Below are 24123 nucleotides of genomic sequence, written 5' to 3'. Positions count from 1 at the left end.
ACTGCCCGCTCAGGCCGTGCTCGCCGCGAGCATCGCCGACCACTCGGGTTCCTCGTCGAAGCATCGCTGGAAGTACTCGGCGACGATGGGCCGCTCGGCCTCGTCGCACTTGTTGACGAACGACAACCGGAACGCCAGCGCCGGGTCGTGGAAGATCTCGATGTTCTCGGCCCAGGTGATCACCGTGCGCGGCGACATCAGCGTCGACAGGTCGCCGAGCCGGAAACCGATGCGGGTCAAATTCGCCACGGCCACCATCGACGCGATCAGCGACCGCCCGACGGACGGCACGCGCGCGGCCACGATCTCGATCTCCTGTTCCGCGGGCAGGTGATCGAGCGTCGCGACGATGTTCCAGCGGTCGATCTGCGCGTGATTGAGTCGCTGCGCACCGTGATACATCCCGTTGAGGTTGCCCAGGCCGACCGTGTTGGCGGTGGCGAACAACCGGAACGCCGGATGCGGAGTCAGCACCCGGTTCTGGTCGAGCAGAGTGAGTTTGCCGTCGCGTTCGAGGAGACGCTGGATGACGAACATGACGTCGGGGCGGCCGGCGTCGTACTCGTCGAGGATGAGGGCGACGGGACGCTGCAGCGCCCAGGGCAGGATGCCTTCCTGGAATTCGGTGACCTGCTTGCCGTCTCGCAGGATGACCGCGTCCCTGCCGATCAGGTCCAGCCGGCTGAGGTGGCCGTCGAGGTTGACCCGCACGCACGGCCAGTTGAGCCGCGCCGCGACCTGCTCGATGTGCGTGGACTTGCCGGTGCCGTGCAGTCCCTGCACCATCACCCGGCGGTTGCGGTCGAACCCGGCGAGCAGGGCAGTGGTCACCGCGTGATCGAACCGGTACGCGGGGTCGACGTCGGGGACGTGGTCGACCGGTTCGCGGAAGGCGCGCACCGTCAGATCGGTGTCGAGTCCGAACAGCTCACGCGCGGAGAGCACGTGGCGGGGTGCCGCAGTGGTCATTTCGGGCATGTGCCCTCCTTCAGTTCATGTCTGCCGTTCCGTCGTCCAGGACCTCGTTCTCGATCTCACCGATGGCGTCGGCCGCCCGCCGCAACGCGGGGAGCAGCTTGAGCGCCTTGTCGGGGGTGAGTCGCATGACCGGGGCCTGGACTGCGATGCAGAGATTGGAATTGCCTGTGGCGCAGGGGACGAGCACCGCGGCGCACACGAGACCGGGCAGGAACTCCTCGTCGTCGATGGCGTAGCCGTCGCGGCGAACCTGCTTGAGTTCGGTCTCGATCAGCTCGATGTCGGTGACCGTCTTGTTGGTGTACCGCTCGAGCGGCATCCGCCCGAGGAGTCGCCGGCGCTGGGCGGGGCTGAGTTGCGACAGGATCATCTTGCCGCTCGCCGAGCAGTGCGCGGGCACCCGCGACCCCGCATGGAGTGTAAACCGAAGGGGCTCGGAGGTTTCCACGCGGTCGAGGTACACCACCTCGCTGCCCGACAGGGTGGTCACGTTGCAGCTTTCGCCGAGTTCCGCGACGAGGTTGCGGAGGATGGCGTGCCGCGCGCCGTGGTGGGTGTCGTTGAGCAGCAGGTTCTCGGCGAAGCGGCGCAGGCGCACGCCGGTGCCGTAGTGCCTGCCGTTGTTCTGCCGGGTGAGGAGTCCGGCCCCCTCGAGTTGCTGCAGCATGCGGTGCAGGGTCGGCTTGGCCATGCCCGTCTCCTCGACGAGCCCCTGCAACGTGAACAGCTGGTCCTTGGACGCGATCATCTCGAGCAGCGCGAACAGGCGGAGCGTCGGTGTGTCTCCGGGTAGCTCCGTCGTCGGGTGTCCGTTCGACTCGTCGATCCGGTGAATCTCACCCACGGTTCCTCCTAGGCAGAACGGCGACGCTTTCGCATCGTGTATCGAAAAATCATACATCTGGTTCCAGTTTTGGGAACATTCATTGACGAAGCGTGTGACGTGGCCTACTGTCACTGCAGATCACAAAATCACGAACGAAACGTTCCGATTTTTGACATTCTCGGCCGGTTCCGGCGCGCCCCTGAAGGAGGATCACACATGACCAAGAAGAAGAACGGTGCCGATCGCACCGCTGTTTCCGGCGTACAGAAGATGACACCGTCGGAGGCGTTCGTCGAGACGATGGTCGCGAACGGCGTGACCGACATGTTCGGCATCATGGGATCGGCCTTCATGGACGCGATGGACATCTTCGCTCCCGCAGGCATCCGGCTCGTCCCGGTCGTGCACGAGCAGGGCGCCGGACACATGGCCGACGGATACGCCCGCGTCAGCGGACGTCACGGCATGGTCATCGGGCAGAACGGCCCGGGCATCAGCAACTGCGTCACGGCGATCGCCGCCGCATTCTGGGCGCACAGCCCCGTCGTCATCGTCACCCCCGAGGCCGGCACCATGGGAACGGGCCTGGGCGGCTTCCAGGAAGCCAACCAGCTGCCGATGTTCCAGGAGTTCACGAAGTACCAGGGCCACGTCAACAACCCCAAGCGCATGGCCGAGTTCACCGGCCGCTGCTTCGACCGCGCGATGTCCGAGATGGGCCCGACGCAGCTCAACATCCCCCGCGACTTCTTCTACGGCGAAATCGAGACGGAGATCCCGCGGCCCACCCGCCTCGACCGTGGCCCCGGCGGGGAGCAGAGCCTGAACGAGGCGGCGGAACTGCTGGCGCAGGCCAAGTTCCCGGTCATCGTGTCCGGCGGCGGCGTGGTGATGGCCGACGGCGTCGACGAGTGCAAGGTACTCGCCGAGCGTCTCGGTGCCCCCGTCGTCAACAGCTACCTGCACAACGACTCGTTCCCCGCCAGCCACCCGCTGTGGACCGGACCGCTCGGCTACCAGGGCTCGAAGGCCGCGATGAAGCTGATCAGCCAGGCCGACGTCGTGCTCGCCCTCGGCACCCGCCTCGGCCCCTTCGGCACCCTCCCGCAGCACGGCATGGACTACTGGCCGAAGAACGCCAAGATCATCCAGATCGACGCCGACCACAAGATGCTCGGCCTGGTCAAGAAGGTCTCGGTCGGAATCTGCGGCGACGCGAAGGCCGCTGCCGTCGCGCTCACCGAGCGGCTCGAGGGCAAGGCCCTCGCGTGTGATGCCAACCGCGAGGAGCGCAGCAAGAAGATCGAAGCCGAGAAGGCGGCGTGGGAGAAGGAACTCGACGAGTGGACCCACGAGCGCGACCCGTTCAGCCTCGACATGATCGCCGAACAGGAAGGCGAGGACGGCAACTGGCTGCACCCGCGTCAGGTGCTGCGTGAGCTGGAGAAGGCGATGCCGGAAGACGTGATGGTCTCCACCGACATCGGCAATATCAACTCCGTCGCCAACAGCTACCTCCGCTTCGAGAAGCCGCGCAGCTTCCTCGCCCCGATGAGCTTCGGTAACTGCGGTTACGCACTGCCGACCGTCATCGGCGCGAAGGCCGCGGCACCGGAACGGCCCGCCATCGCCTACGCAGGCGACGGCGCCTGGGGCATGAGCCTGGGCGAGGTCATGACGGCCGTCCGGCACGACATCCCCGTCACGGCCGTCGTGTTCCACAACCGGCAGTGGGGCGCGGAGAAGAAGAACCAGGTCGACTTCTACAACCGCCGCTTCGTCGCCGGTGAACTCGAGAGCGAATCCTTCGCCGGAATCGCGCAGGCGATGGGAGCCGAGGGCATCGTCGTCGACAAACTCGAAGAGGTCGGTCCCGCGCTGCAGCGCGCGGTCGCCGCACAGATGAACGAGGGCAAGACCACGGTCATCGAGATCATGTGCACCCGCGAACTCGGCGACCCCTTCCGCCGCGACGCGCTGTCGAAGCCGGTTCGCCTGCTCGACAAGTACAAGGATTACGTGTAAATCCACCCGCTGCCAGCACGTGGCCTCCGGCGATCACGCCGGGGGCCACGTCCCGTGCGGTCCTGGTACCGACGATCCGACGCCGTCTGGACCTGTCGGTTCGCGGCCGCGACCCCCACACTTCTGACGGAGACCACGACGAACGGAAGCGGAGCAACAGGGTATGGCGGCAACGGTGTGGGATCTGTCGTTGCCCGCCCTCCTCTTCGCGCTCGGCATCGTGGTGGCCGGCGGAGTCGTCCGCGGCTTCGGGGGTTTCGGCGGTGCAATGGTGTGGGTCGCCGGACTCGTCGTCCTGCTCCCGCCGACGTCCGTGATACCCACCGTGTTCGTCCTCGAGGTCGTCGCCAGCGCGGCGATGCTGCCCCAGGTGTGGCGGCAGGTGCACTGGAAGTCGTTGCGCTGGTTGTTCGCAGGCACCCTGATCGGAATGCCGCTCGGCATGTGGGCGCTCACGCAACTGTCCGGTGACCTGGTGCGCGTACTGCTCGGTGTCGCCATCATCGGATCCGCCGTCGCCATGGCCGCCGTCTCCGACCGGCAGTCGCTGCCGGGCCCCGGTGTCACCGCCGCGACAGGAGTGGCGTCCGGGCTCCTCAACGGCGGCTTCGCCCTCGGCGGCCCGCCCGCCGTCCTCATGTACTTCTCCGCGTCCACCCACGTGGCCGCCGGACGCGCCTCGCTCGTCGTGTTCTTCCTCGTCATCGACGCCTTCGGAGCAGCGGGCTCGGCCGCCGGCGGCCTCCTCACGGTGCCCGTCCTCGCGCAGATCGCTCTGTTCACACCGCTCTGCATGTTCGGCGCCGCCGCGGGGAAATGGATGTTCGACCGCACCACCGCCCACCAGGTCCGCCAGCGGGTGCTGTGGTTGCTCGGCTTCCTCGGCGCCGCCGTCCTCGTGCAGGTGGCGTTGCGGTAGACCGAGGCCCCGCTCCCGGTAGACCGAGGCGGGGCCACAGCAGGTTTGGTGTCAGGTCGCGGGTGTGTGCGACATGGCGGCGTTGTCAGGGTGTGAACTGCCGTCCCGGTCCTCCGTGTAGAGGTCCCGGCGGCGGATTGCGAGCGTGCACAGTGTGCTGACAGCTCCCACCGCAACGATGTATCCCATGATCAGGGAGAGTCCTCCGCTCGCCGAGCCGAGGAGGGACGCGAGCACGAGCGGTGTCAGACCGGACGCGACGATTCCCGACAGCTGGTAGACGACGGAGATTCCGCTGTAGCGGACTCGGGTGGGGAAGAGTTCCGCGAACAGCGAGGACTCGGGGGCGTAGACGATCGGATAGAGGACGCCGAGGACCAGCACGATGGTGATGACGATGACGGCGGTATCTCCGGTGCCGATGAGCACGAAAGCGGGATAGGCTGCAGCCGTGAGGATCACGCTGCCCGCCGCGAACACGTGCCTGCGGTCGTACCGGTCGGCGACCTTTCCGAAGACGGGAATGAAGACGATCATGGTCGCAGCCGCCGCCATCACTGCCAGAAGCAGGGTTTGACGGCTGAGGTGCAGCGTGCCGGTGCCGTAGGCGATCGCAAATACCGCCCACGTATTGAAGGCCACACCCTCGGCCCATCGACTTCCCATTCCCAGCACCATGTTTCGCCGCGACTGCGGGCTCTTGATCAGTTCCAGAGCGGGCACGGTGGCCTTCTCCTCCACCGTCTCGAGCTTGCGGAAGGCGGGGGTTTCCATGACCTTCAGGCGGATGAACAGGCCGACCGCCACCAGGATCGCGCTGAGCATGAAGGCGATCCGCCAACCCCAGTCCAGGAATGCGGCCTCGGACAGGGTCGAGTTGAGTGCCGCGAAGACACCCGTGCCCAACATCAGGCCGATGGCGAGACCGATCTGCGGCAGGCTTCCGTAGAACCCGCGCTTACCGCGGGGTGCGTATTCGACGGCCATCAGGACGGCACCGCCCCATTCGCCGCCGATCGCGACCCCCTGTGCGAGCCGGAGCACCACCAGCAGAATCGGCGCGGTGATCCCGATCGTCGCGTACGTGGGGACCAGTCCGATCAGGCACGTCGCCACACCCATGATCATCATGGTCGCGACCAGGGTCTTCTTCCGGCCGATGCGGTCGCCGATGTGACCGAAGATCAGACCGCCGAACGGACGGGCCATGAATCCGATCGCGAACGTCGCGAACGCGAGCAATGTGCCGACGATCGGATCCGAACTGGGGAAGAACAGCTTGTCGAACACCAGGCCGGCGGCGATGCCGTAGAGGAAGAAGTCGTACCACTCCACTGTCGTCCCGACGATGCTCGAGGCGACGACGGTACGGATCTCGGATTTCGAGGGTTCCTTGTCGGTGTCTCGCGGAGTGGTCACAACGACTCCCGGAATATGTGGGTGAGGGCGTCCCTCGTCACCGGCCGGGGCACGACCGCCAGCTGACGTGTCTGCTTCATCGTGCCATCCACCAGCGTCGCCAGGTGCTCCTCCCCGTAGCCGAAGCTTCGCAATCCCGAGGGCATTCCGATATCGGTCATCAGCTCGCTCAGTACGTGCGCGAGCGCGTCCGCTCCGTCGGTGGCCGTGAACGTCCGGCCGGAGAGGAGCTCGGCCGCCCGCAGGTGCCTGCCGGGGTCGCTCGGGTAGGTCCATCGGAAAACTGCCGCGGCAGTGGCGGATACGGCCTGACCGTGCGGCACCATCGGCATCGGAGGATAACCCTCGGCCTGGTAGTTCTCGACGGCGCCGGCGACCGGGTACGCATTGGCGTGGGGCAGATGGGTGCCCGCGTTACCGAACCCGGTGCCTGCCGAGGTCGAGGCCAGCGCCATCTGGTAGCGAGCTTCCAGGTCCCGCCCGTTCATCACCGCGCGTCGCAGGTACTTCCCCACCAACGACAGGGCCTGCTCGCACCAGGTGTCGCTGATGGGGTTGGAACCGCAGAAGGCGGGGCGCTTCATCGGGTCTTCGGGCGCAGGTTTGGCGTCGAACCGGACGCTGGTGTAGCTCTCGAGCGCGTGGGAGAGCACATCCATCCCGCTCGCAGCGGTGACCTGCGAGGGCAGCGTGACGGTGGTCAGGGGATCGACTATGGCGAGCGTCGGTCGCAACGCGGCATGACTGACCCCGGCCTTCAAGTGCAGGCCGAGGAAGTCGATGACGCAGATCGTCGTCGATTCCGATCCGGTGCCCGCGGTGGTCGGTATGGCGATCAGGGGTTTGAGGGGAAGCCACGGCGCCGTACCTCCGCCGATGGGCGGGGTCACGTAGTCGAGCAGTTCCCCGGGGTGTGTGGTGAGGAGGTTGACGGCTTTCGCGGTGTCGATCGCGGAACCCCCGCCCACTGCGATGTAGGAGTCCCACTCCCGTTCGCGGGCGAATGCGACGGCCTCGTCGATGCTTTCGTCCGTGGGTTCCACTGCGACGCCGTCGAATACGTCCGCCTTGATGCCTGCGGCGAGCAGCTGATCACGGATGCGGTCGGGGATCCCGGTGTTGCGAACGCCCGGGTCGGTGATCACCAGACAGGATTCCGATCCCCGTGCGGACAGCTCGGCGCCGACCTCGTCCAAAGCGCCGATACCGAATTTCAGTGGGGGTGCTGCCCAGGTGAAGACGCTCTCGTTCTCGTTCGATCGGTACATCGTTGAGACTCCTTCGCTGTCACAATGTAGGGATAGTCCCCACACTGTGAACCGACGATAGGCCAGCAACGTGGATATGTGAAGTGCCTCACAAGAAGAATCTGACGGATCCAGCACAGGGCGGATCGCGACGGCACGGAACGACACCGGTTCCGGCCGCGACGAACACCCGGGCCGTGGAAGAGTTTTCGGTCAGTGAGACATCGCCCGGTTGACCGGGACGAATTGGGATACTTCCTTCGCCGCCTGGACAATCCGGTCCCCGAGCGTCCGGACCCTCGACTTGGGCATCCGGACGGTGGGGACCTGAATCACCAGCGCTGCCTGCGCGTATCCGTCCGCGTCGAGGATGGGTGCGCCGACGCAACGCACACCCTCGACGTTCTCCTGCTCGTCGATGCTGTACCCGCGGACCCGGATCTCCCGGAGTTGCTCCGACAGTTCACGGGGAGTGCTCAAGCTGTGCGGAGTGACCTTGGCGAGCGTGGCCGGAAGCGACTCGACGTACGTCTCGGCGTGTGACGAGAACGCCAGGATCGCCTTGCCCGACGCCGTCGTGTACAGCGGAAACCGGGCGCCCGTGTGCTGCTCGAACCGCAACGGGAGCGTCGACTGCACCCGCATCATCACCACCGATTCCGACCCCTGGCGGATGGAGAGGTTCACGGATTCCTGGGTCTCGGCATTGAGTTGCTCCAGGATGGGTAGCGCCTTGTCCATGCCGAACCCGCGCTGCGCGGCCTGACCGAGCAGTACCGTTCCGCTGCCGAGGTAGTAGCTGTCGGACATCGGATTCCGCGCTACGAGACCCTCGGCGATCAGGGCCCGGATGAGTCTGTTGGCGGTACCGGACGACAACCGGAGTTCCGCCGCGATGGCACTGCCGGTGAGTTCGTCGGCGGACGATGCGAGCAACTTGAGCACGGCCAGCGCACGTCCGACGGATTGTGTGCCCGCGGGCAGTTCCTCGCTCACCACGCAATCCCATCCTCGTCCGACCTGCCGGCGAATCGATGTTACCCGCTCGGTGGATGACCGAGGCCCGGATCTCGTCGCGGTTCGGGCTGGTGGACCGCTATTCTCCCGCGATGTCGGGGGCCGTGTCGCCCGAATCGCGGTGGAACAGTCCGAGACTCAACACCGAGCGCTGCAGGCCGTCGAGGGTCCGGGGATCCCAGCCGGTCAGCTGTTGCCAGCGGTCGAGCCGGTAGGTGATGGAGTTCGCGTGGAGGTGGATGTCCCGGCCGGCCGCGCTGATGGAGAAGCCGTTGCGGGCGAATGCCGACACCGCCTCGACGAGGTGCGGGTGGTCGGCGGCGACGGTGGCCCCCGGTTCCAGCAGCGTGGTGAGTTCGGCGCGATGGTCTGCCAGCGTCGCGGCGACCCATTCGTCGGCGAATCGGACCACGGCGCCGGTGGGGGACGCCAGTTGCAGGACCCGCCGCGCGTCGGTGATGCTCATCGCCGCACCGGCCAGGCCGGGGCGGTCCAATCCGACACCGACGGTGGTGCCCGGGTGGCCGAGCCGGACCTCGCGGATGATGTCGTCGATCGGTGCGTGCTGGCTCAGGGCGACGATGACGGCGGCGTGCCCACTGCACTGGGTCGTCCCCGGGATCGCGTCCAGGGTGCGTTGCAGCCGCTCGAGCTGCGCTTCCGACCACTCCTCCGCCGCGACGCACACCGCTCGAAACCCGTCTTGCGGTGTGAACCCGAGCGCCTCCGCCAGCTCGCGCACGTCACGGTCGTCGCCGTCGCGGGACCTCGCGAGTGCCTCGAAGAATCGGTACCGCACGCCCGCGCGGATGGCCTGTTCGCTTCGGGTCGCGTCGGTGTGTCCGACGGCGACCGCGCTGGTGGCGGTGTGGACGAGATCCCACATCATGCCGCCTGCACGCAACAGGTCGGTGGTCGGTTCGGCCGCTCTGGCGACCATCGTGTTCCACAGTTCGCGGGACGCGATGTGATACGTCTCGATGACATCGGACAGGGGTAATCCCTGCATGGCCCGGCGCCGGCCGAGCTGACGGGAACGCTCGAGGACGTCGTCGGCGAGTGGCTCGCTCTCGGCGAGGGCGCGCAGCGTCGCCGCGAGCTGCCGGGCGATGTACTCGTGCTGTTCGTCGATCGGAACGGCAGCGTACGACTGCAACTCGGCGCGGATCTGACGCACCGATCGGTCGGTTACCGACTCGATCTCCTCCGAGACCTGCCGGCACAACCGCTGGATCGTGTCTTCACCCGCGGACTCGGGCACATTCCCCTCGCATTCCACACTCCCGTGAAATTCACGAACCGCTTCGGCGTTTTCCGGGATTCGCCCATGGCCCGCGGGGAGTGACTCGGACCACACTAGTGCCAGAGTGCACGTCGATCGGCACCGGACCACACCGCGTCGCCGGTCGACGCAGTCAGAATAGGAGCCCAACAATCATGTCCAACGAGGCAAAAAGCGCCTTACTCGCGATAGGTGTCCCGTTCGCCGGGGTTCTGGGCGGCATCGTGGCCCTGTCCGGGTCCACGGCCGCGGTCTTCGGAGTTCCGATCCTGTTCGCGTGGTTGTTCCTGTGGATGCCGCTCACCTCGCTGTGCCTCCATCTCGCGTGGAAGCTGTTCGACCGCACAGACTTCGAAGCTGCCGAACGCGCCGAATCCGCCGCTGCGGGCAGTGGGATCGGAGAACAGTCATGACCGCGGCGTTCTTCACGCTCGTGCTGATCCTCGCCCTCGGGGCGGGTGTGCTGTCGCGGCGCGGCAGCAAGAAGGAGATCTCCGACTACCTGGTGGGTGGCCGGTCGTTCGGTCCGCTGCTGGTCTTCATCCTGGGGGCGGGTGAGGCGTACAGCATCGGCACCCTGATCGGGTTCCCCGGCGGCGTGTACGCGCACGGCGCGAGCTACGGCGTCTGGTTCATCGGCTACATCCTGCTGGCCTACCCGATCGGATACTTCTTCGCGCCGTACCTGTGGCGGGCAGGCAAGCGGTACGGCGCCATGACGTTGCCCGACGTCGCCGGACGCCACTTCCGTTCGCGGGGACTGGAATTGACGATCGCCATTGCGTCGGTCGTATTCCTCATCCCGTGGGGTCAGCTTCAGCTCGCCGGACTGCAGATCGCGCTCACCGGGCTGGGGATCTCCATCGATCCCACCGTCGCCGTCTTCGCGGGAGCGGCCCTCGCGCTGCTGTTCCTCATGTTGTCCGGGGTGCGCGCCCCCGCGTTCGTGTCCTACGTGAAGGACACCGCCCTGCTGCTCGGCGCCGTCCTGATCGGACTGGCGGCAGTGATCGAGACCGGTGGCACCGAGAAGCTGTTCGCCGCGGCGGCAGCCAGTGGTGGCGGCTCGGCCTCGCATTCCACGGTCACCGGGTCGTCGCTGACGTTCGTCCTGACGACCATCGTGTTCCAATCGGTGGGGTTCTTCATCTTCCCGATCATCGTGCAGGCCGTGCTCGCGGCGAAATCCGAGGCGACGATCAAGCGGGTCGCCAAGTTCAATCCTCTGTACATGCTGATGTACCCGTTCCTCGTCGCCGCCGCGTTCGGCGCGATCACGCTGCTGCCGACCAAACTCGAGGGAACCGAATCCGACCAGGTGCTCCTGCAGTTGTCGCGACAACTGTTGCCCGACTGGCTGACCGGCGTCGTCGCGGGCGGCGCGGCCCTCTGCGCGATCGTGGTGCTGTGCGGGGCGGCCCTCGGCATCGGTGCGATCGTGTCGCGCAACATCATTCCCGGGATCCCCGAATCCCGCCAGCGGATCTGGGTACGCGGAGTCGTCGTCGCGTATCTGGCGATCTCGCTCCTGCTGACCCTCGCGACACCTCAGCTCCTGCTGACCCTGGTCAACACCGCGTACTACGGCGTCACACAGGCCGCCGTGGTGTTCGCGACGATGGTCTTCGGCTGGAAGCTGCGCCCGTCCGCCCTCGCGATGGGCGTGGTGCTCGGAGACGTCGTCGTGCTGTGGCTGTATCTCGACAAGCACGGTCCCGTGTCCGTGTGGCTCGCCGAGCACGGTGTCAATCTCGGCGCGGCCGCCCTGATCCTCAACATTCTGTTCGTGGTGGCGACGCGGTTGTTCTGGCCTGCCACCGACCCCGTCCGCGGCCTTCGCACCGAAGGTCGCACACCCGCCGCCGTGGAATCCACGGCCACTCCCAGCCAAGTAGGTGCCTGAATGTCCCGAACACTGCTCACCGCCGACGCGATCCACACCCAGGACCCCTTGTCGCCGACCGTCGAAGCGCTGGTCATCGCCGACGACCGCGTGCTCGCCACCGGCACCGCGAAGGACATGGCCGACTGTGCCGGGATCGACGCCCGCCGCGTCGACCTGCCCGGCGCCACGGTGATCCCGGGGCTCATCGAGTCGCACATCCACCCCACGTACGCCGGTCTCACGGACGGCTGGGCGGACTGCCGGACGCCACCGTGCCGGTCGATCGCCGACATTCAGCAGGCGCTGCGTGCCTCGGCCGGCGGCAGCGGCTGGATCCGCGGGTGGGGTTACGACGACACCCAGATCGCCGAGGGACGGCACCCGACCCGGACGGATCTCGACGCGGTCAGCACCGACAGGCCGGTCATCGTGCTGCACATCTGCGGGCATTTCGCCGTCGCCAACACCGCGGCACTCGCGGCGGCGGGCATCGACGAGTCGACGGTGCCGGTAGACGACCCGCTGTTCCCCCGCGGGGACGACGGTCGGCTGACCGGGATGGCGTGGGAAATCGACGCGGTGTCGAGGCTCACCGCGGCCGTTCCCGCGCTGACCGAACAGGAGGTCAACGGTGCCCTGCTCCGCAGCCTGCAGTCGGCGCGAGCACGGGGAATCACCACCATCCACGATCTCGGGGTGGGTCTGTCGGCGGGCGAGCAGGAACTGGCCGCCTACCGCTCACTGGACGCATCGGGTGAGCTACCGGTCCACGTCGTCGGGTTCCTCCGCGGCGACCTCGCGCTGCAGGCCCTCGACGACCGACGGGTCACGTTCGAGCACGCACCCGCGGCCGGAGCGCACTTCCGGCTGGCGGGCGCGAAATTCTGGGCCGACGGATCGATCCAGGGACTGTCCGCCGCACTCCGCGCCCCGTACGCCTGCGACCCCGGTCATCACGGCGACCTGCTCTATCCGCAGGAGCAACTCGACGAGATGATCCTGCGGGTGCACCGCGCGGGTGGCCAGGTCGCCGTGCACGCCAACGGCGACGCCGCCGTCGGCGCCGCCATCACGTCGCTGCGGCGGGCGCAGGCCACCGACGGCCGGGTGGGACGGCACCGCATCGAACATTGCCAGGTGAGCGCACCGAGCGACCTGGCCGCGATCCGGGAAGCCGAACTCGGGGTGAGTTTCTTCGTCAACCACGTCTTCTACTGGGGCGATCGCCACCGCGACCGCTTCCTCGGCGCCGAGCGGGCCGCCGACATGGATCCCCTCGCCTGCGCCGACGACCTGGGTCTGCGATTCGGGTTGCATTCGGACTGCCCGATCACGCCGATGGACCCGCTGGCGACCATCCGCACCGCGGTCACCAGGATGACGCGGGGCGGCACCGTGCTCGGCGGGAACCAGCGGATCGGAGTGGATCGCGCGATCCGGGCCATGACCGTCGACAGCGCCTACCTGGTACACGACGAGACTCGCGTCGGCACCCTGACCGCCGGTCGTCGCGCGGACCTGGTGGCGCTCGACGGCAGCCTTCGCGACCTCGGCGACGGCACCGTCGACACACCCCGTCCGGCAATGGTGATGATCGACGGCGAATCGGCGGACATGCGCCCAGCCCGGGTGTAAGTGTTTCAGCTGCAATGGAACTCGTGGCAGCAGGACCGGCGATGTCGGTGGTCACCGACATCGCCGTCCGCACCCCGGGGTGGTCTCCTTCGCCCTGCACTACGGCCTGGTCGTGAAGACCCCGTGTGCGATATACCAAGAATTGGTACCATCGGGTCATGGGTAAGAACACGTCCTTCAGTCTCGACGAGCACTACAGCACGTTCATCGAGAACGAGGTTGCGTCGGGTCGCTACCGGTCCGCCAGTGACGTCGTCCGGTCGGCCCTGCGGCTGCTGGAAGACCGCGAAACCCACCTGGGCGCGCTGCGACAGGCGCTGGCGGACGGCGAACGGAGCGGCCCCTCGACGCCGTTCGACTTCGACGCCTTCCTTGCCCGCAAACGCGCGCAGGAGCCGCGCCGCCGGTGAGCCGATTTCTGCTCTCCCCCGCCGCTCAGGCCGACCTCGAACACAACTGGGACGACACCGCCGACCGCTGGGACGTCGACCAGACCGAGGAGTACCTACGGGAACTTCAGCGCGGCATCGAACGCGCCGCCGCGAATCCGCTGGTCGGTCGGCCCTGTGACGAGATCCGAACCGGCTATCGCAAACTCGCCGTCGGGGCACACATGTTGTTCTACCGGGTCACCGCCGAGGGCGACGTCGATGTCGTGCGTGTCCTGCATCAGCGCATGGACGTCGACCGACACCTCTGAGGCGCCTACCGATAAGGGAATCAAGATCAGCGACAAACAGTTTCGCGGACTGGACGCTCGCCACGACTGGCACGGCCGAGGAACTACACCGTCACCAACGGTGCACCGGCTGCGGCGGTGACGTCGGCCCGATAATCGCTCTCGCCGACCTCCCTTACGTCCGATGTGCCGACGGCCAAGGGAGTAGGGTCCGCAGCATGCAGGACAAACCAGTGAAGGTCCAGGCGCGAGAAGTCCGCCAAGGCGATCTTGTGGTGGGGAGCCGTACGTCCCCCATCACGCACGGCGCCTTGATCAAGGACACGTGGCGCGACGGAAACAACCGAGTCGTAGCGGCCGTGGACGCCGGGAAGCACACCTGGACACCACGCCAAGAGGTCTACATCTTTCGGCCCTCAGTGGCCTGAGGTACTGACCCGACTGGCCCGGTTTGCGGTACCGGCACGGACGGCGTCGCCCACTGCGGCGAAGTGAGCGAGGCAGACGCCGCGCACCAGATCGCGCCGCACCTCCGCCTCGTCGACCTGACCGTCAGGTCGTGACCGCGCCGATCGAGGCGCAGCCGGGACACAGGACACCGTCACCGATCTCCCACCCGTTCAACCGGGCCATCGCGGCGGCGAAGGACCGCTCCACCTCCCGCGACCGGTACACGTGATCGCAACGGCTGCAAGAGAAAACGGTGTGCGGCGGGCATGGTTCTCACATCGCCTCCCGTTCACCGAACAGTATCTGCTGCCACCAGTTGGCCAGCGGGCTCGGCTCCGGCCAGCGCACCGGTTCACCCAGCACCAGCGGGGCCTCGACCGTGGGATCGCCGAACTGTTGCTGCTGATGTCGATCGTCGTGGCGCACAGCAGCACACCTCCCCCTCAACTCCGGCACCCGTTGAAGGAGGATCATGACCACCGCCGCCCGTCCGTTCGCCTCCGAACCCGCGCGCAATTCCCCCCGGCGGCTCCCACTCCGCGCCTCGGGACGCGCCTGTCCGGTGCGGCGATCATGTTCGGTGCCCTGTCCATCGTGCTGTTCTGGATGTTCGGGTTCGGCATCGTCCGCGGTGGGGCCGCCCTCGTCACCGGTGCATTGAGGCTCCGGCGCCCGGACGTCGCCGTCCGACCGCGCCGCAGACACCATGATCCGCCGGTCGAACGGTCGGGGATCGCCCACTCGACGAGGCCTGGCGCGGCCCGTCACGGCGGTGGTGGTCGTTGCGCGCGCAGCTGGGCGTTGTCGGTTTCCAGACGGGCGTTGTCGGCTTCGAGTTCCCCGGTACGGCGCTCGAGGTCGAGGACGTGGCCGATACCGACCAGGTTGACGCCGGCGTCGATGAGTTCGGCGATCCGCCGGAGCCGGACCAGGTCGTCGTCGCTGTAGCGACGGGTACCACCCCCGGTGCGGGCCGGAGTGAGCAGCCCGTACTCCTCGTACAACCGCAGCGCCGCGATCCCGAATCCGGACAGTTCGGCGGCCACCGAGATGCCGTACACCCCGCGCCGGGAGCGGATCTCGGTGTCGCGCTCGGATTCTGGGGTCATGCCGTGCTCCGATCGGAAAATATCTCGCCCAAACTCTTGTCATAGTCTATGACAAATGCCATACCGAATCTACAGCATCTGCTGGAGTTTAATTGTTGAGATGAGAGGGTTTCTGGAGGTGGAGACGATGTTGATGCGCACCGATCCGTTCCGCGACCTCGACCGTCTGACGCAGCAGATCCTCGGCACCGCGGCACGGCCGGCGGTGATGCCGATGGACGCCTGGCGCGAGGATGACCGGTTCGTGGTGGAGTTCGACCTGCCCGGCGTGCAGGTGGAATCGATCGATCTGGACGTCGAACGCGACACCGTGACCGTGCGGGCGCAGCGGCTCGGGCTCGACGACAAGCAGGAGATGGTGGCCTCCGAGCGCCCGCGTGGGGTGTTCAGCCGGCAGCTGTTCCTCGGCGAGAACCTCGATGCGGACAAGATCGAGGCGTCCTACGACGCCGGGGTGCTGCGGTTGACGATCCCGATCGCGGAGAAGGCCAAACCCCGCAAGATCGAGATCAGCAACCATTCCGAGCGCAGGGCCGTCACCGCCTGACCCACGCCGTGACAGCCCTCCCAGGAGGGGGTGAACATCGATGACCCCGGCGATCATGGTCACCGCAGCACCCGGCACCGGCTCACCGCGCATCGCACGCGCTGTGGTGCGGCCGTGGCACGAGCTGGACTACGAGCTGCTCGTCGCCGATTCGGATCGCATCCTCGCCGACGCGCTCACCCCGCAGGCCGCGGTCCTGCTCGCGACGATGGCCACCGCACGGTCCGGTCCGTGGCATCGGCCGCGTCCCCGGTGGTCGGGGTGGCCGGTGACCGCTCCCCCGGCCCCGCAGATCCGGGCCACCCAGCGCTCACCACCCGGCGGAAGCGAGCCCACCGGGGCGGTGGCCGGGATGCGACTCGAACACCCGCGGTGACACACGGATCGACGGATGCGACCGGAACCGCTCGAGAACGATCACGAAAGGAGTGAGGCGACACCGCAACGAATTCCACGGACCGGTTCGACCGCCGCCGCGTCTCCGTCACCTGTCCACTACGCGGACACGGCGCGGCGAACCCCCGGCACACTGCACCGATCCGGGGCCGCCGACCCACCGACGGGACACACCGGCGCCACCACACCACAGCGATGATGTTCGGGCGCATCGCCATTGACGATGGCACCCTTTCGACGTCGGCCGCCCCGGCTCCGGCACCCGCCACGCACACGACGCCACACCCGCGACGAACCCCCGCACGCGGGGAACCGGCAGAGATGAGCGGTGCCGCAGGCGGACTCGCAGCGCCGGCGAGGCCACCCCATCCGGCGACCCGGACGCGTACCCGAACAGCAGCCAGGGCCGCCGCGTACGCGCGGCGCCGACCTCCGATCCGACCACGCACGTGAGAGGGGCGTGGACACGACCAACGCCACGGAAGACGACGTGGCGAGGAATGTAAGACGATGAGCATTGACCGAGATCCGTACCGGGTACTGGGACTGACCCCCGCGGCCTCCCAGTCCGAGATCGCCCGCGCCTACCGGCGCCTGCTCCGCCGACACCACCCCGACACCCGCGGACCGGGGCCCGCGGACCCCGGTGCCGACGAACACCTGCAACAGATCCTCGCCGCCTATACCCTGCTGCGCGACCCGGGCCGCCGCGCCGCCCACGACCACACCGACCTCCTCCGGGGCGCTGACCCCGGCCGGCAGCGGCGGGCCCCGCCACCACCGGCACCCGACCCACCCCGGATTCGCGTGCGGATCGTGCCGCGTCCCGCGGCCCGCCGCATGTTCGGCATCACCGTGCGGATCGGCCCGGTGCGCTGGCACCACTGACCGGGCGCCCCCGTGCGTCCTCGTCGGACGGGGTTCGCGCGAGAAGGGCAGGCATCCGCCAGCCTCGACGCGACCGGGGTGGGCGTGGGCGCCACACCGGCGGGTGCTGTGCCGATGCTGGGGTTTCCTTCCGGCTGCAGGCTGATTACCGTCCTCGTCACAGGTTCAGACAGCAGCCGCCGAACTTCATCCACTGCGGCCGTTGTGCGTGCACCCACCTCCCTCCCCCACCGGCAGGGTGCCCGCTCCCCGACCGCCCCCTTTTTCGGGAGCGACCATGACCTACCTGCGATCGGTCATCGAAAGCCCACAACGCCTACGCCTGTCCCTGTCCGAGACCGCCGGCTGGGACCGAGCCGGCACCGACCACTGCCCTTTCACCCTCAAGATCGACGAACCCACCGGCGGTCCGATCGTGCTGCGCCTGAGCGGCGACGTCGACGCGGTCACCGCCCCGATACTCACCGCCTGCCTCGACGAAGTCGTGCTGCACGGCCGCAGCGCCGTCGTCGACCTGCTCGGCACCACCTTCGTCGGATCCGCGGCCCTGTCCGCACTCGCCGAGGCCGGCCCCCGGATCCGCGAACAACGCGGCCACCTCACCGTCGCCGCACCTGCCCCTCTGCGCCGCATCATCGCACGGGTCGGCATGGACACCGTGCGCACCTTCGACAGCCTCGCGCACGCCTTCGTCGCCGCCCACGGCGGGCCACAGTTGGCCGGCGGGCCGCCGCCGGACCCGACGACCGGCCTCCCGCCCACGCCGCGGCGACAGACCCGGTGACCATGCCATCGCCGACCGTGCCCGCCGACCGAGGACCTCCCGTCACCCGACGGGCCGAGCGCTTGCCCTCCCGCCATCCCCGAAACCGTGGCGGCGCGGGCATGTGACGCCCACTACTCCTTACCGATTTCATCCAGACGTCAATCAGACCCTCGCTACCCTTGGCATAACGCCTCGTCAGACCCATAGTCCGGTCAACGACGAAGGTGTGGAGGCACCCCGAGACCGCCGCCTCCGTCGTGTCCCCGATGTCGAGCCCAGGCATCACCACCCCACCCCGAGCGTGGGGACGCTCCGGCCGCCATACCCCTGATCGGTACCGCCCGCACTCACCCGCGCCGGCTTCCGCAGCGCAGCACCCGGCCACGCGATGAGCACCGCCACCATTAGTGCACCTCGCGGCCATGTTCGCCGAACACGACACCCCACCCCGTCCGAACCACCACGGACCCGAACCCTGCCGCACCCACACCGAGCGACGGTACTGACACCACGCACCACCCTCCCACCCCTTTCCTCACTGTCACCCACCCCGGTACCGGAAGAGATGCATGAACACACCCACACACCTTCGCCCGCACCCGCATACCCAGTCCGACTGGCAGCACCACGGAGCCTGCCGCGGCACCGAGACGCCCGTGTTCTACTCCCCCGAGGGCGAACGCGCCGGCGCCCGCGCCCGACGAGAACGGGCGGCGAAGCAGATCTGCCAGCAGTGCCCAGTACTCACCGCATGCCGCGACCACGCCCTCGCGACCGGCGAGTCCCACGGCATCTGGGGCGGACTGACCGAACGAGACCGCACCCGCCACCACCGCCGCACCCGCACACCGCACCGCCGCCCCGGACCCGGACCGCTGTGACCCCCACCTACCGCCCTCACCATCCATGTGATCACCCTCGCCGGGGTGGCGGACCAGGCAGCGTCACCACGCACCCGATCGCCGGCACGATCCGCCACAAGTACACGCCCCGCGATCCGTTGGACGAATCCGATGGGGCCGCGCACGGCGGCCTCCGGCGCGACCTGGCCGACTCGGCCCAAGCGACGAAAAGGCACCTGGAACTGGGCACCTGGACCACCGGACGGGACACGAGCGGGTAATCCGCGCGGATCGCAAACTCAGAGCCAAATACGCTGCCGGAAGCATATTTCCGGCGTGCCGGTAACGGAGATTATGACATTTCTCCTGGCCAGGGGACTACTCCGATCACGATACCCGTGTCCGGTCTCCGCTGTCCGGTCCGGGCTTTGTTGGCAGTTTCCAGCTAACCCGGCATCGCGCGGCGCGGCGTCACCTGTCCGGTCCAAGTTGGCAATCGGCGGCCGAATACCTGGTGCGTGCGGCCCATCCAGTGCCTCCCTGCAGCGGCACAGCTGGCATTTTTGACAGGTTTTGCGACACACTACGATCTGGCGCTTGATTGTCAGGCGCCGCGGCATACGGTGCGCCTCGAAAACTGATCGAACGCGCCAGTGGGAAGATCTCGACCCACCACTCGACGGTGTCGGCCGCCGCGCCGCAGAACAGGGCGTAGAGCGGGCTGTCGTCGAGGAGGCGAACCGCGGCGCCGGCCGAGCCGTCGAGCGCGTCGAGGATCAGGCGGGTGTGCTCGGTGACCTCGCACTTGTCGCACGGGTGGGCGAGCACACGGAAGGTGGTTTCGCTGGGCCGGAGTCTGCGGTGACCGCAACTGTGCACGACGGCGCCAGGGGCGACGCAGTACAGGCAGGCGTAGAGATCGCCCTTCTTCCACGCCGCGTGCGATCGCCGTTGCAGCGGTGCCTCGCGCCACTCGTGACCGACAGGGCATCGCCACCACAGCATCTCGTGGGACGAGTTCGAGATCGCATCCAGATCGACCCCGACATTGCGGGTAGGATGCAGTTGACCAAACAGTTCCGTGTGCTCGTCTTTGAGACGCATTACCCCCCTTGGGTTTCGATGGGTAGAGATACTCTCCCGTTCATTCAGTGGCGCGGAATTGCACTCGGCGCAACCTCAGTCGCTGTGTGAGCGCTAGGCCAGCCAGGTCATGAACCCGAGGAGGAAGACCCCCAGGCCGGCTGACCAGCACCGGGAATTGCGTGCTGACCTTCATCCGGCCGAGGACACCCGTGGACGAGACGTACCCGATCGCGGCGGCCACCGCACCAAGAATCATCACGTGCCACGCCACCGGTGCGGAAAGTTCGTCATACCCGTGAACGGTAGCCAAGCCTCGACAGGCACGGGAGACGGTTTCTACCGCCTTGACCAGCAGCGATGCTTCTGCGGCATCGCTGAGCCTACCAAAGACGACCACACGTCGGGCGTGTCGCAGGCGCTGATGCCGCCAGTACTGTCGAGCCGGTCGGTACCGGAAAACAAGGAGTGGAATCTGTGGCACGCAAGGTCGTAGTGGAGATGGTCGACGACATCGACGGCACCGCCATCGGTGAGGACGGCGAGAGCATCCACTACGCAGTCGACGGCGTCGAGTACGTGATCGACCTCAAGGACGAGCACGCGAAGGAACTCCGCGAGACCTTCGAGTACATCGACCACTCCACCCGGGTCGGCGGCTGCAAGCACCGCACCGACCGGCCGGGCAACGCCACTGCCGGGAAGCGGCCGCGGGGCGACACGCAGAAGATCCGCGCCTGGGCGCTCGAGCAGGGATACGAACTCTCCACCTACGGACGTATCCCCACCGAGGTCGAACAGGCCTTCCACGCCGCCCACTGACGGGTTTCGCCCGCCCCACCCACCCGGACGACATTGCCCACTACCGGCCACCACCAGCCGACGCCCAGGGCAGCAAGGTGGCCGAAGCCGATGCGCCGGCAGATCCGGCGGCAACCACGCCGGACGGCACGCCGTGACTGTCGACGAGTACCTGCCCGGATGGCTCGACGAGCGCCACGACATCGGGATGCGGCCCCGCTGTGCAAGACGAACATCATCGACGTCACCGGATCGGCGAGCTCACCTCGGATGGGCTTAGACATCCATCCTCCGTCGTTAACCGATCGGCCTCGGTGCAGTTATCAGGTGGCTGATTCCGGAAAGGCATTCAACCCGACGCAGGCGACGAGCTGAGACGAATTCCAGGCCAACGACCCTCGGCCTGCATCGCAGTCGTAACTTCCACGATGCCTGCCTTTACGGCATCGAGGGCGTCTGTCGACTGACGATCCCGACGGGCCGGACACACGACAATCCGACGCTCGATGTGGGGGCTGATGATTCGCCGCGTCGCGATTCTTTCCGAATCAGGTTGGGCAACGCACGATACCGGAAGGACAGTGCAGGCATCTCCGTTCGCCGCGATCTGGATCATCGCACCGAGACTGTCGACGTCGGCAACGATGTTGGGAATCCACCCTCGTGCAGCGAAGGCACGCTCAACAAGGGCACGGAGATTGCTGCGAGCACCTGGGGCGACGAGGGGAACGTTCCGCAGCTCGGCGAAGGCGATCTCTTCGTCTCCTTCGCACTTGATCGACGGTGGGGGTATGCCGATCAGATACAGATCCTCCGCGTAGAGCTCGGTTTCGGCGGGACCCACTGGCGCGGTGTCGTCGCGGTAGAGGATTGCCAAATCGAGTCGTTCGAGTGCAAGAAGTTCCTGCAGGTATCCGCTCATTGATTCGAAGACCTGCAAATAGATGCCGGGGTGGTGGTGCCGTGTCCATGCAAACAAGGCGGGAGCTAATCTACCAGCGACAGTAGTGGGCAGGCCGATGGCAACCGGGCCATGCACTTGGTGACTACCGCGGGTGACATCGCCGGCAAGGCGGTCAAACTGACGGACGAGATGTTGCGCATCCCGATAGAGCACTTGACCGGCCTGCGTGGGGGTTACTCCCCGAGGTCCGCGGGTGAACAGTTGCACTCCGAGTTCACTCTCGAGCGCGGCGACCCGCTGGCTCAGCGCGGGCTGTGTGACATAGAGGCGCGCAGCAGCCTGTGTCAGGCTCCCGTAGTCGACGACGGCAATGAAATCACGCAGGTGCGCGATGTCCACTCTGATACTCCGTTCGGTTCGAGCCCTCCCGATGTGAGACCACGATGCGTTGAGCCCGCTCGAGGACCGGCCGGTCGATCATCTCTCCTGCTACCACGAGCGCACCACTGCCCGCTGATCCTGCGGCATCGACGATCCTTGTTGCCCAATCGACTTCTTGTTCGGTGGGCAGAAAGGCGCCTTCGACTGGTGATACTTGTGCTGGGTGGATGCACAGTTTCCCGCCGAAACCCCATGCCTTCGCCCGAGCCGCTTCCTGGTGGATCGAGTCGAGGTCGGTTGTGGATACACAGATTCCGTCGATCGGTGCGGGTAGGCGATATGCCGCCGACCATCGAACCAGGTCACTGCGAAAGGAGTTCAGTGCCGTGTCGTCGCTGACTCCGAGGTCGAGGGCCAGATCGATCCCGCCCAGACACATCCGTGCGAGTTGCGGACTTCGCGCAATCTCGGGCAGGTTCACGAAACCTCGGGCGGTTTCGATCAGACCGATGACGGCGCATCCTGTGGTCTCGGCGGTCTCTTGAATCTGCTCGGCGCTTTCAGTCTTGGGCAGGATGACCGCGGCGGGGACGAGGGCCCTGCATAGGTCGACGTCGTCACGGTACTCTCTGGATCCGTGTGCGTTGATGCGTATCGCGGCAGGAGTTTTCGCTGGAGTGAGCCAACCCCGGCGTGTCTGTTCGCGAGCGGATTGCTTGCAGGCGGGAAGCACACTGTCTTCGAGGTCGACAACGATGACATGTGCACCTGATTGCACAGCTTTGGCGAACCTGTCGGGCCGCGTGCCGGGCACGAAAAGCCAGGTAACGGCAGTGGCGATGTCGGGTGATGTCATCAGGCTGCCCCATCTTCGATCATGGCGTCGATCTCCGTGGTCGAGAGTCCGAGTTCGGTGAGGACTTCGCGAGTGTGTTCGCCGAGGGCAGGTACAGCTTCCATCCTCGGCTCGGCGCTGACTATTCCCGGCGGGGTGAGAGCTGGGATCGGCCCTGCGGGGGTGGACACCTCGTGCCAGCGGCCACGGGCAGCAAGCTGGGGATGCGCCCACACGTCCGCCATGGTGCGCACGCTTGCGTGAGCGACAGGAACCTTGGAGAGAAGCGCCGTCGCCTCATCGTGGGACAGTGAGGCGAACCTGTCCCCGATAATCTTGCCCAACGCGGCACGGTGGGCATTGCGTTGCGCGTTCCCTGCATAGTCCGGGTCATCGGCGAGCTCAGGCTGGCCGAGGAATCGTTCGCAGAATCCGCGCCACTCGCGCTCGTTCTGGACTGCCATCATGATTGTTCTGTCGTCGCGCGAGACGAAGGGACCGTAGGGGTAGATCGTGGCGTGGGCGGCGCCGGCCCGCGGAGGTGGTTCGCTGCCGTCGAAGGCGTAGTAGAGCGGAAAGCCCATCCATTCGACAGTCGCCTCGAGCATCGATACGTCGAGATGCGTGCCTTTGCCCGTTCGAGCCCGCTCGAGCAGCGCGGCCAGAATCGAGGTGTAGGCGTACATTCCGCCGGCGATATCGGAGAACGAGACCCCGACCTTTGCCATTTCGTCTTCGGTTCCCGTGATCGACAGGAGCCCGGATTCGCTTTGGATCATCAGGTCGTAGGCCTTGTGGTCTTCGTAAGGTCCGCCCTGGCCGTAGCCCGAGATATCGCACACGATCAGCTTGGGATTGCGCGCGTGAAGTTCGGCGGCGCCGAGCCCCATTCGCGCCGCGGCTCCAGGGGCAAGGTTCTGGATGAAGACGTCGGCCGTTGCCAACAGTCGCTCGAGCACGGCGAGCGCTCGGGAATCTTTGAGGTCGAGTGTCAGAGATTCCTTGTTGCGGTTGACCCACACGAAGTGGGAACTCATTCCCGCTGCTCGCGAGTCGTAGTGCCGTGCGAAGTCACCCGTCTCGGGCCGCTCGATCTTGATCACGCGGGCGCCCAGATCGGCGAGCTGCCGACTGGCGTAGGGGGCTGCGATCGCTTGTTCGAGGGAGACGACGGTGATTCCGTCAAGTGGTTGCATCAGTGAATTCCTT

General features: G+C 66.9%; 24 protein-coding genes and 1 pseudogene. 13 read left to right on the top strand and 12 right to left on the bottom strand.

The window, feature by feature from the left end; all coding sequences use genetic code 11:
* Nucleotides 1-9: 9 nt before the first annotated feature.
* The gene (locus ACFU5V_RS23005) at nt 10-978 is read right to left on the bottom strand and encodes an AAA family ATPase (protein WP_378702154.1); all 969 of its coding nucleotides are present in this window, start codon (nt 976-978) and stop codon (nt 10-12) included.
* A 10-nt stretch (nt 979-988) separates the two neighbouring features.
* Nucleotides 989-1822, bottom strand: coding sequence for an IclR family transcriptional regulator (locus ACFU5V_RS23000; protein ID WP_378702152.1), 834 nt, complete (start codon nt 1820-1822; stop codon nt 989-991).
* Between the two features lie 198 nt (nt 1823-2020).
* Between ACFU5V_RS23000 and xsc the strand changes: the two genes are divergently transcribed.
* Nucleotides 2021-3829 carry a sulfoacetaldehyde acetyltransferase gene (xsc, locus tag ACFU5V_RS22995; RefSeq protein ID WP_378702150.1) on the top strand — a complete coding sequence of 603 codons (1809 nt, stop codon included), beginning with the start codon at nt 2021-2023 and terminating at the stop codon, nt 3827-3829.
* Nucleotides 3830-3992: 163 nt separating this feature from the next.
* Nucleotides 3993-4748, top strand: coding sequence for a TSUP family transporter (locus ACFU5V_RS22990; protein ID WP_378702148.1), 756 nt, complete (start codon nt 3993-3995; stop codon nt 4746-4748).
* 51 nt (nt 4749-4799) lie between these two features.
* On the opposite strand, the gene ACFU5V_RS22985 is transcribed toward ACFU5V_RS22990, so the two are convergent.
* The 4 genes from ACFU5V_RS22985 to ACFU5V_RS22970 form a co-directional block, all read right to left on the bottom strand.
* Nucleotides 4800-6167, bottom strand: coding sequence for an MFS transporter (locus tag ACFU5V_RS22985; protein WP_378702146.1), 1368 nt, complete (start codon nt 6165-6167; stop codon nt 4800-4802).
* Nucleotides 6164-7435: a hydroxyacid-oxoacid transhydrogenase gene (locus ACFU5V_RS22980; RefSeq protein ID WP_378702144.1), complete on the bottom strand. Its 1272-nt coding sequence runs from the start codon at nt 7433-7435 to the stop codon at nt 6164-6166. The genes ACFU5V_RS22985 and ACFU5V_RS22980 overlap by 4 nt, the downstream gene beginning before the upstream one ends.
* A 192-nt stretch (nt 7436-7627) precedes the next feature.
* Nucleotides 7628-8413 (bottom strand): IclR family transcriptional regulator, encoded by a 786-nt coding sequence (locus ACFU5V_RS22975; RefSeq protein ID WP_378702142.1) that lies wholly within the window; start codon nt 8411-8413, stop codon nt 7628-7630.
* Nucleotides 8414-8510: 97 nt separating this feature from the next.
* Entirely contained in the window at nt 8511-9692 is a 1182-nt protein-coding gene (locus tag ACFU5V_RS22970; protein WP_378702140.1) for a PucR family transcriptional regulator, read from the bottom strand.
* A gap of 176 nt (nt 9693-9868) precedes the next feature.
* Between ACFU5V_RS22970 and ACFU5V_RS22965 the strand changes: the two genes are divergently transcribed.
* The 5 genes from ACFU5V_RS22965 (at nt 9869) to ACFU5V_RS22945 (ending at nt 13933) form a co-directional block, all read left to right on the top strand.
* Nucleotides 9869-10126, top strand: a complete 258-nt coding sequence (locus ACFU5V_RS22965; RefSeq protein WP_378702138.1) for a DUF3311 domain-containing protein — start codon at nt 9869-9871, stop codon at nt 10124-10126.
* Complete coding sequence (locus tag ACFU5V_RS22960; RefSeq protein ID WP_378437287.1) at nt 10123-11616, top strand: sodium:solute symporter; 1494 nt, start codon at nt 10123-10125, stop codon at nt 11614-11616. Before ACFU5V_RS22965 ends, ACFU5V_RS22960 begins: the two co-directional genes overlap by 4 nt.
* On the top strand, nt 11617-13233 hold the full coding sequence (locus tag ACFU5V_RS22955; protein WP_378702136.1) for an amidohydrolase: 1617 nt from the start codon (nt 11617-11619) through the stop codon (nt 13231-13233). It abuts the gene before it with no gap.
* Between the two features lie 158 nt (nt 13234-13391).
* On the top strand, nt 13392-13643 hold the full coding sequence (locus ACFU5V_RS22950; protein ID WP_378442491.1) for a type II toxin-antitoxin system ParD family antitoxin: 252 nt from the start codon (nt 13392-13394) through the stop codon (nt 13641-13643).
* Nucleotides 13640-13933: a type II toxin-antitoxin system RelE/ParE family toxin gene (locus ACFU5V_RS22945; protein WP_378702134.1), complete on the top strand. Its 294-nt coding sequence runs from the start codon at nt 13640-13642 to the stop codon at nt 13931-13933. The genes ACFU5V_RS22950 and ACFU5V_RS22945 overlap by 4 nt, the downstream gene beginning before the upstream one ends.
* A 702-nt stretch (nt 13934-14635) precedes the next feature.
* Here the strand turns inward: ACFU5V_RS22945 and ACFU5V_RS22940 are convergent.
* The gene (locus ACFU5V_RS22940; protein WP_219453847.1) at nt 14636-14788 is read right to left on the bottom strand and encodes a hypothetical protein; all 153 of its coding nucleotides are present in this window, start codon (nt 14786-14788) and stop codon (nt 14636-14638) included.
* A 347-nt stretch (nt 14789-15135) separates the two neighbouring features.
* Nucleotides 15136-15471: pseudogene (locus tag ACFU5V_RS22935) on the bottom strand (MerR family transcriptional regulator); the annotation flags it as partial.
* A 127-nt stretch (nt 15472-15598) separates the two neighbouring features.
* Here ACFU5V_RS22935 and ACFU5V_RS22930 point away from each other — a divergent pair.
* The 5 genes from ACFU5V_RS22930 to ACFU5V_RS22910 all read left to right on the top strand — a co-directional run bounded on the left by ACFU5V_RS22930 (nt 15599) and on the right by ACFU5V_RS22910 (nt 18949).
* Entirely contained in the window at nt 15599-16018 is a 420-nt protein-coding gene (locus ACFU5V_RS22930) for an Hsp20/alpha crystallin family protein (RefSeq protein WP_378702321.1), read from the top strand.
* Between the two features lie 40 nt (nt 16019-16058).
* On the top strand, nt 16059-16394 hold the full coding sequence (locus tag ACFU5V_RS22925) for a hypothetical protein (RefSeq protein WP_378702132.1): 336 nt from the start codon (nt 16059-16061) through the stop codon (nt 16392-16394).
* 530 nt (nt 16395-16924) lie between these two features.
* Nucleotides 16925-17302, top strand: coding sequence for a J domain-containing protein (locus ACFU5V_RS22920; protein ID WP_378702130.1), 378 nt, complete (start codon nt 16925-16927; stop codon nt 17300-17302).
* Between the two features lie 277 nt (nt 17303-17579).
* Nucleotides 17580-18086: an STAS domain-containing protein gene (locus ACFU5V_RS22915; RefSeq protein WP_378702128.1), complete on the top strand. Its 507-nt coding sequence runs from the start codon at nt 17580-17582 to the stop codon at nt 18084-18086.
* 551 nt (nt 18087-18637) lie between these two features.
* Nucleotides 18638-18949, top strand: a complete 312-nt coding sequence (locus ACFU5V_RS22910) for a WhiB family transcriptional regulator (protein ID WP_378432107.1) — start codon at nt 18638-18640, stop codon at nt 18947-18949.
* 432 nt (nt 18950-19381) lie between these two features.
* Here ACFU5V_RS22910 and ACFU5V_RS22905 read toward each other — a convergent pair whose 3' ends face one another.
* Complete coding sequence (locus ACFU5V_RS22905; RefSeq protein WP_378702126.1) at nt 19382-20014, bottom strand: zinc-ribbon domain-containing protein; 633 nt, start codon at nt 20012-20014, stop codon at nt 19382-19384.
* Between the two features lie 456 nt (nt 20015-20470).
* On the opposite strand from ACFU5V_RS22905, the gene ACFU5V_RS22900 reads away from it, so the two are divergent.
* Nucleotides 20471-20815 (top strand): Lsr2 family protein, encoded by a 345-nt coding sequence (locus ACFU5V_RS22900; RefSeq protein WP_378702124.1) that lies wholly within the window; start codon nt 20471-20473, stop codon nt 20813-20815.
* A 328-nt stretch (nt 20816-21143) separates the two neighbouring features.
* On the opposite strand, the gene ACFU5V_RS22895 is transcribed toward ACFU5V_RS22900, so the two are convergent.
* From ACFU5V_RS22895 to ACFU5V_RS22885, 3 genes are read right to left on the bottom strand one after another with little or no spacing between them, the layout of a single operon-like run.
* The gene (locus tag ACFU5V_RS22895) at nt 21144-22097 is read right to left on the bottom strand and encodes a LysR substrate-binding domain-containing protein (RefSeq protein ID WP_378702122.1); all 954 of its coding nucleotides are present in this window, start codon (nt 22095-22097) and stop codon (nt 21144-21146) included.
* Nucleotides 22075-22935: an HpcH/HpaI aldolase/citrate lyase family protein gene (locus ACFU5V_RS22890; RefSeq protein WP_378702120.1), complete on the bottom strand. Its 861-nt coding sequence runs from the start codon at nt 22933-22935 to the stop codon at nt 22075-22077. Before ACFU5V_RS22890 ends, ACFU5V_RS22895 begins: the two co-directional genes overlap by 23 nt.
* Nucleotides 22935-24110: a CaiB/BaiF CoA transferase family protein gene (locus ACFU5V_RS22885; protein ID WP_378702118.1), complete on the bottom strand. Its 1176-nt coding sequence runs from the start codon at nt 24108-24110 to the stop codon at nt 22935-22937. Before ACFU5V_RS22885 ends, ACFU5V_RS22890 begins: the two co-directional genes overlap by 1 nt.
* Nucleotides 24111-24123: the final 13 nt, after the last annotated feature.

This window comes from Rhodococcus sp. NPDC057529, from assembly GCF_042802055.1.
In the GTDB taxonomy this organism is placed as follows: Bacteria; Actinomycetota; Actinomycetes; order Mycobacteriales; family Mycobacteriaceae; genus Rhodococcus_F.
This window is presented reverse-complemented; position numbering and strand designations above follow the sequence as displayed.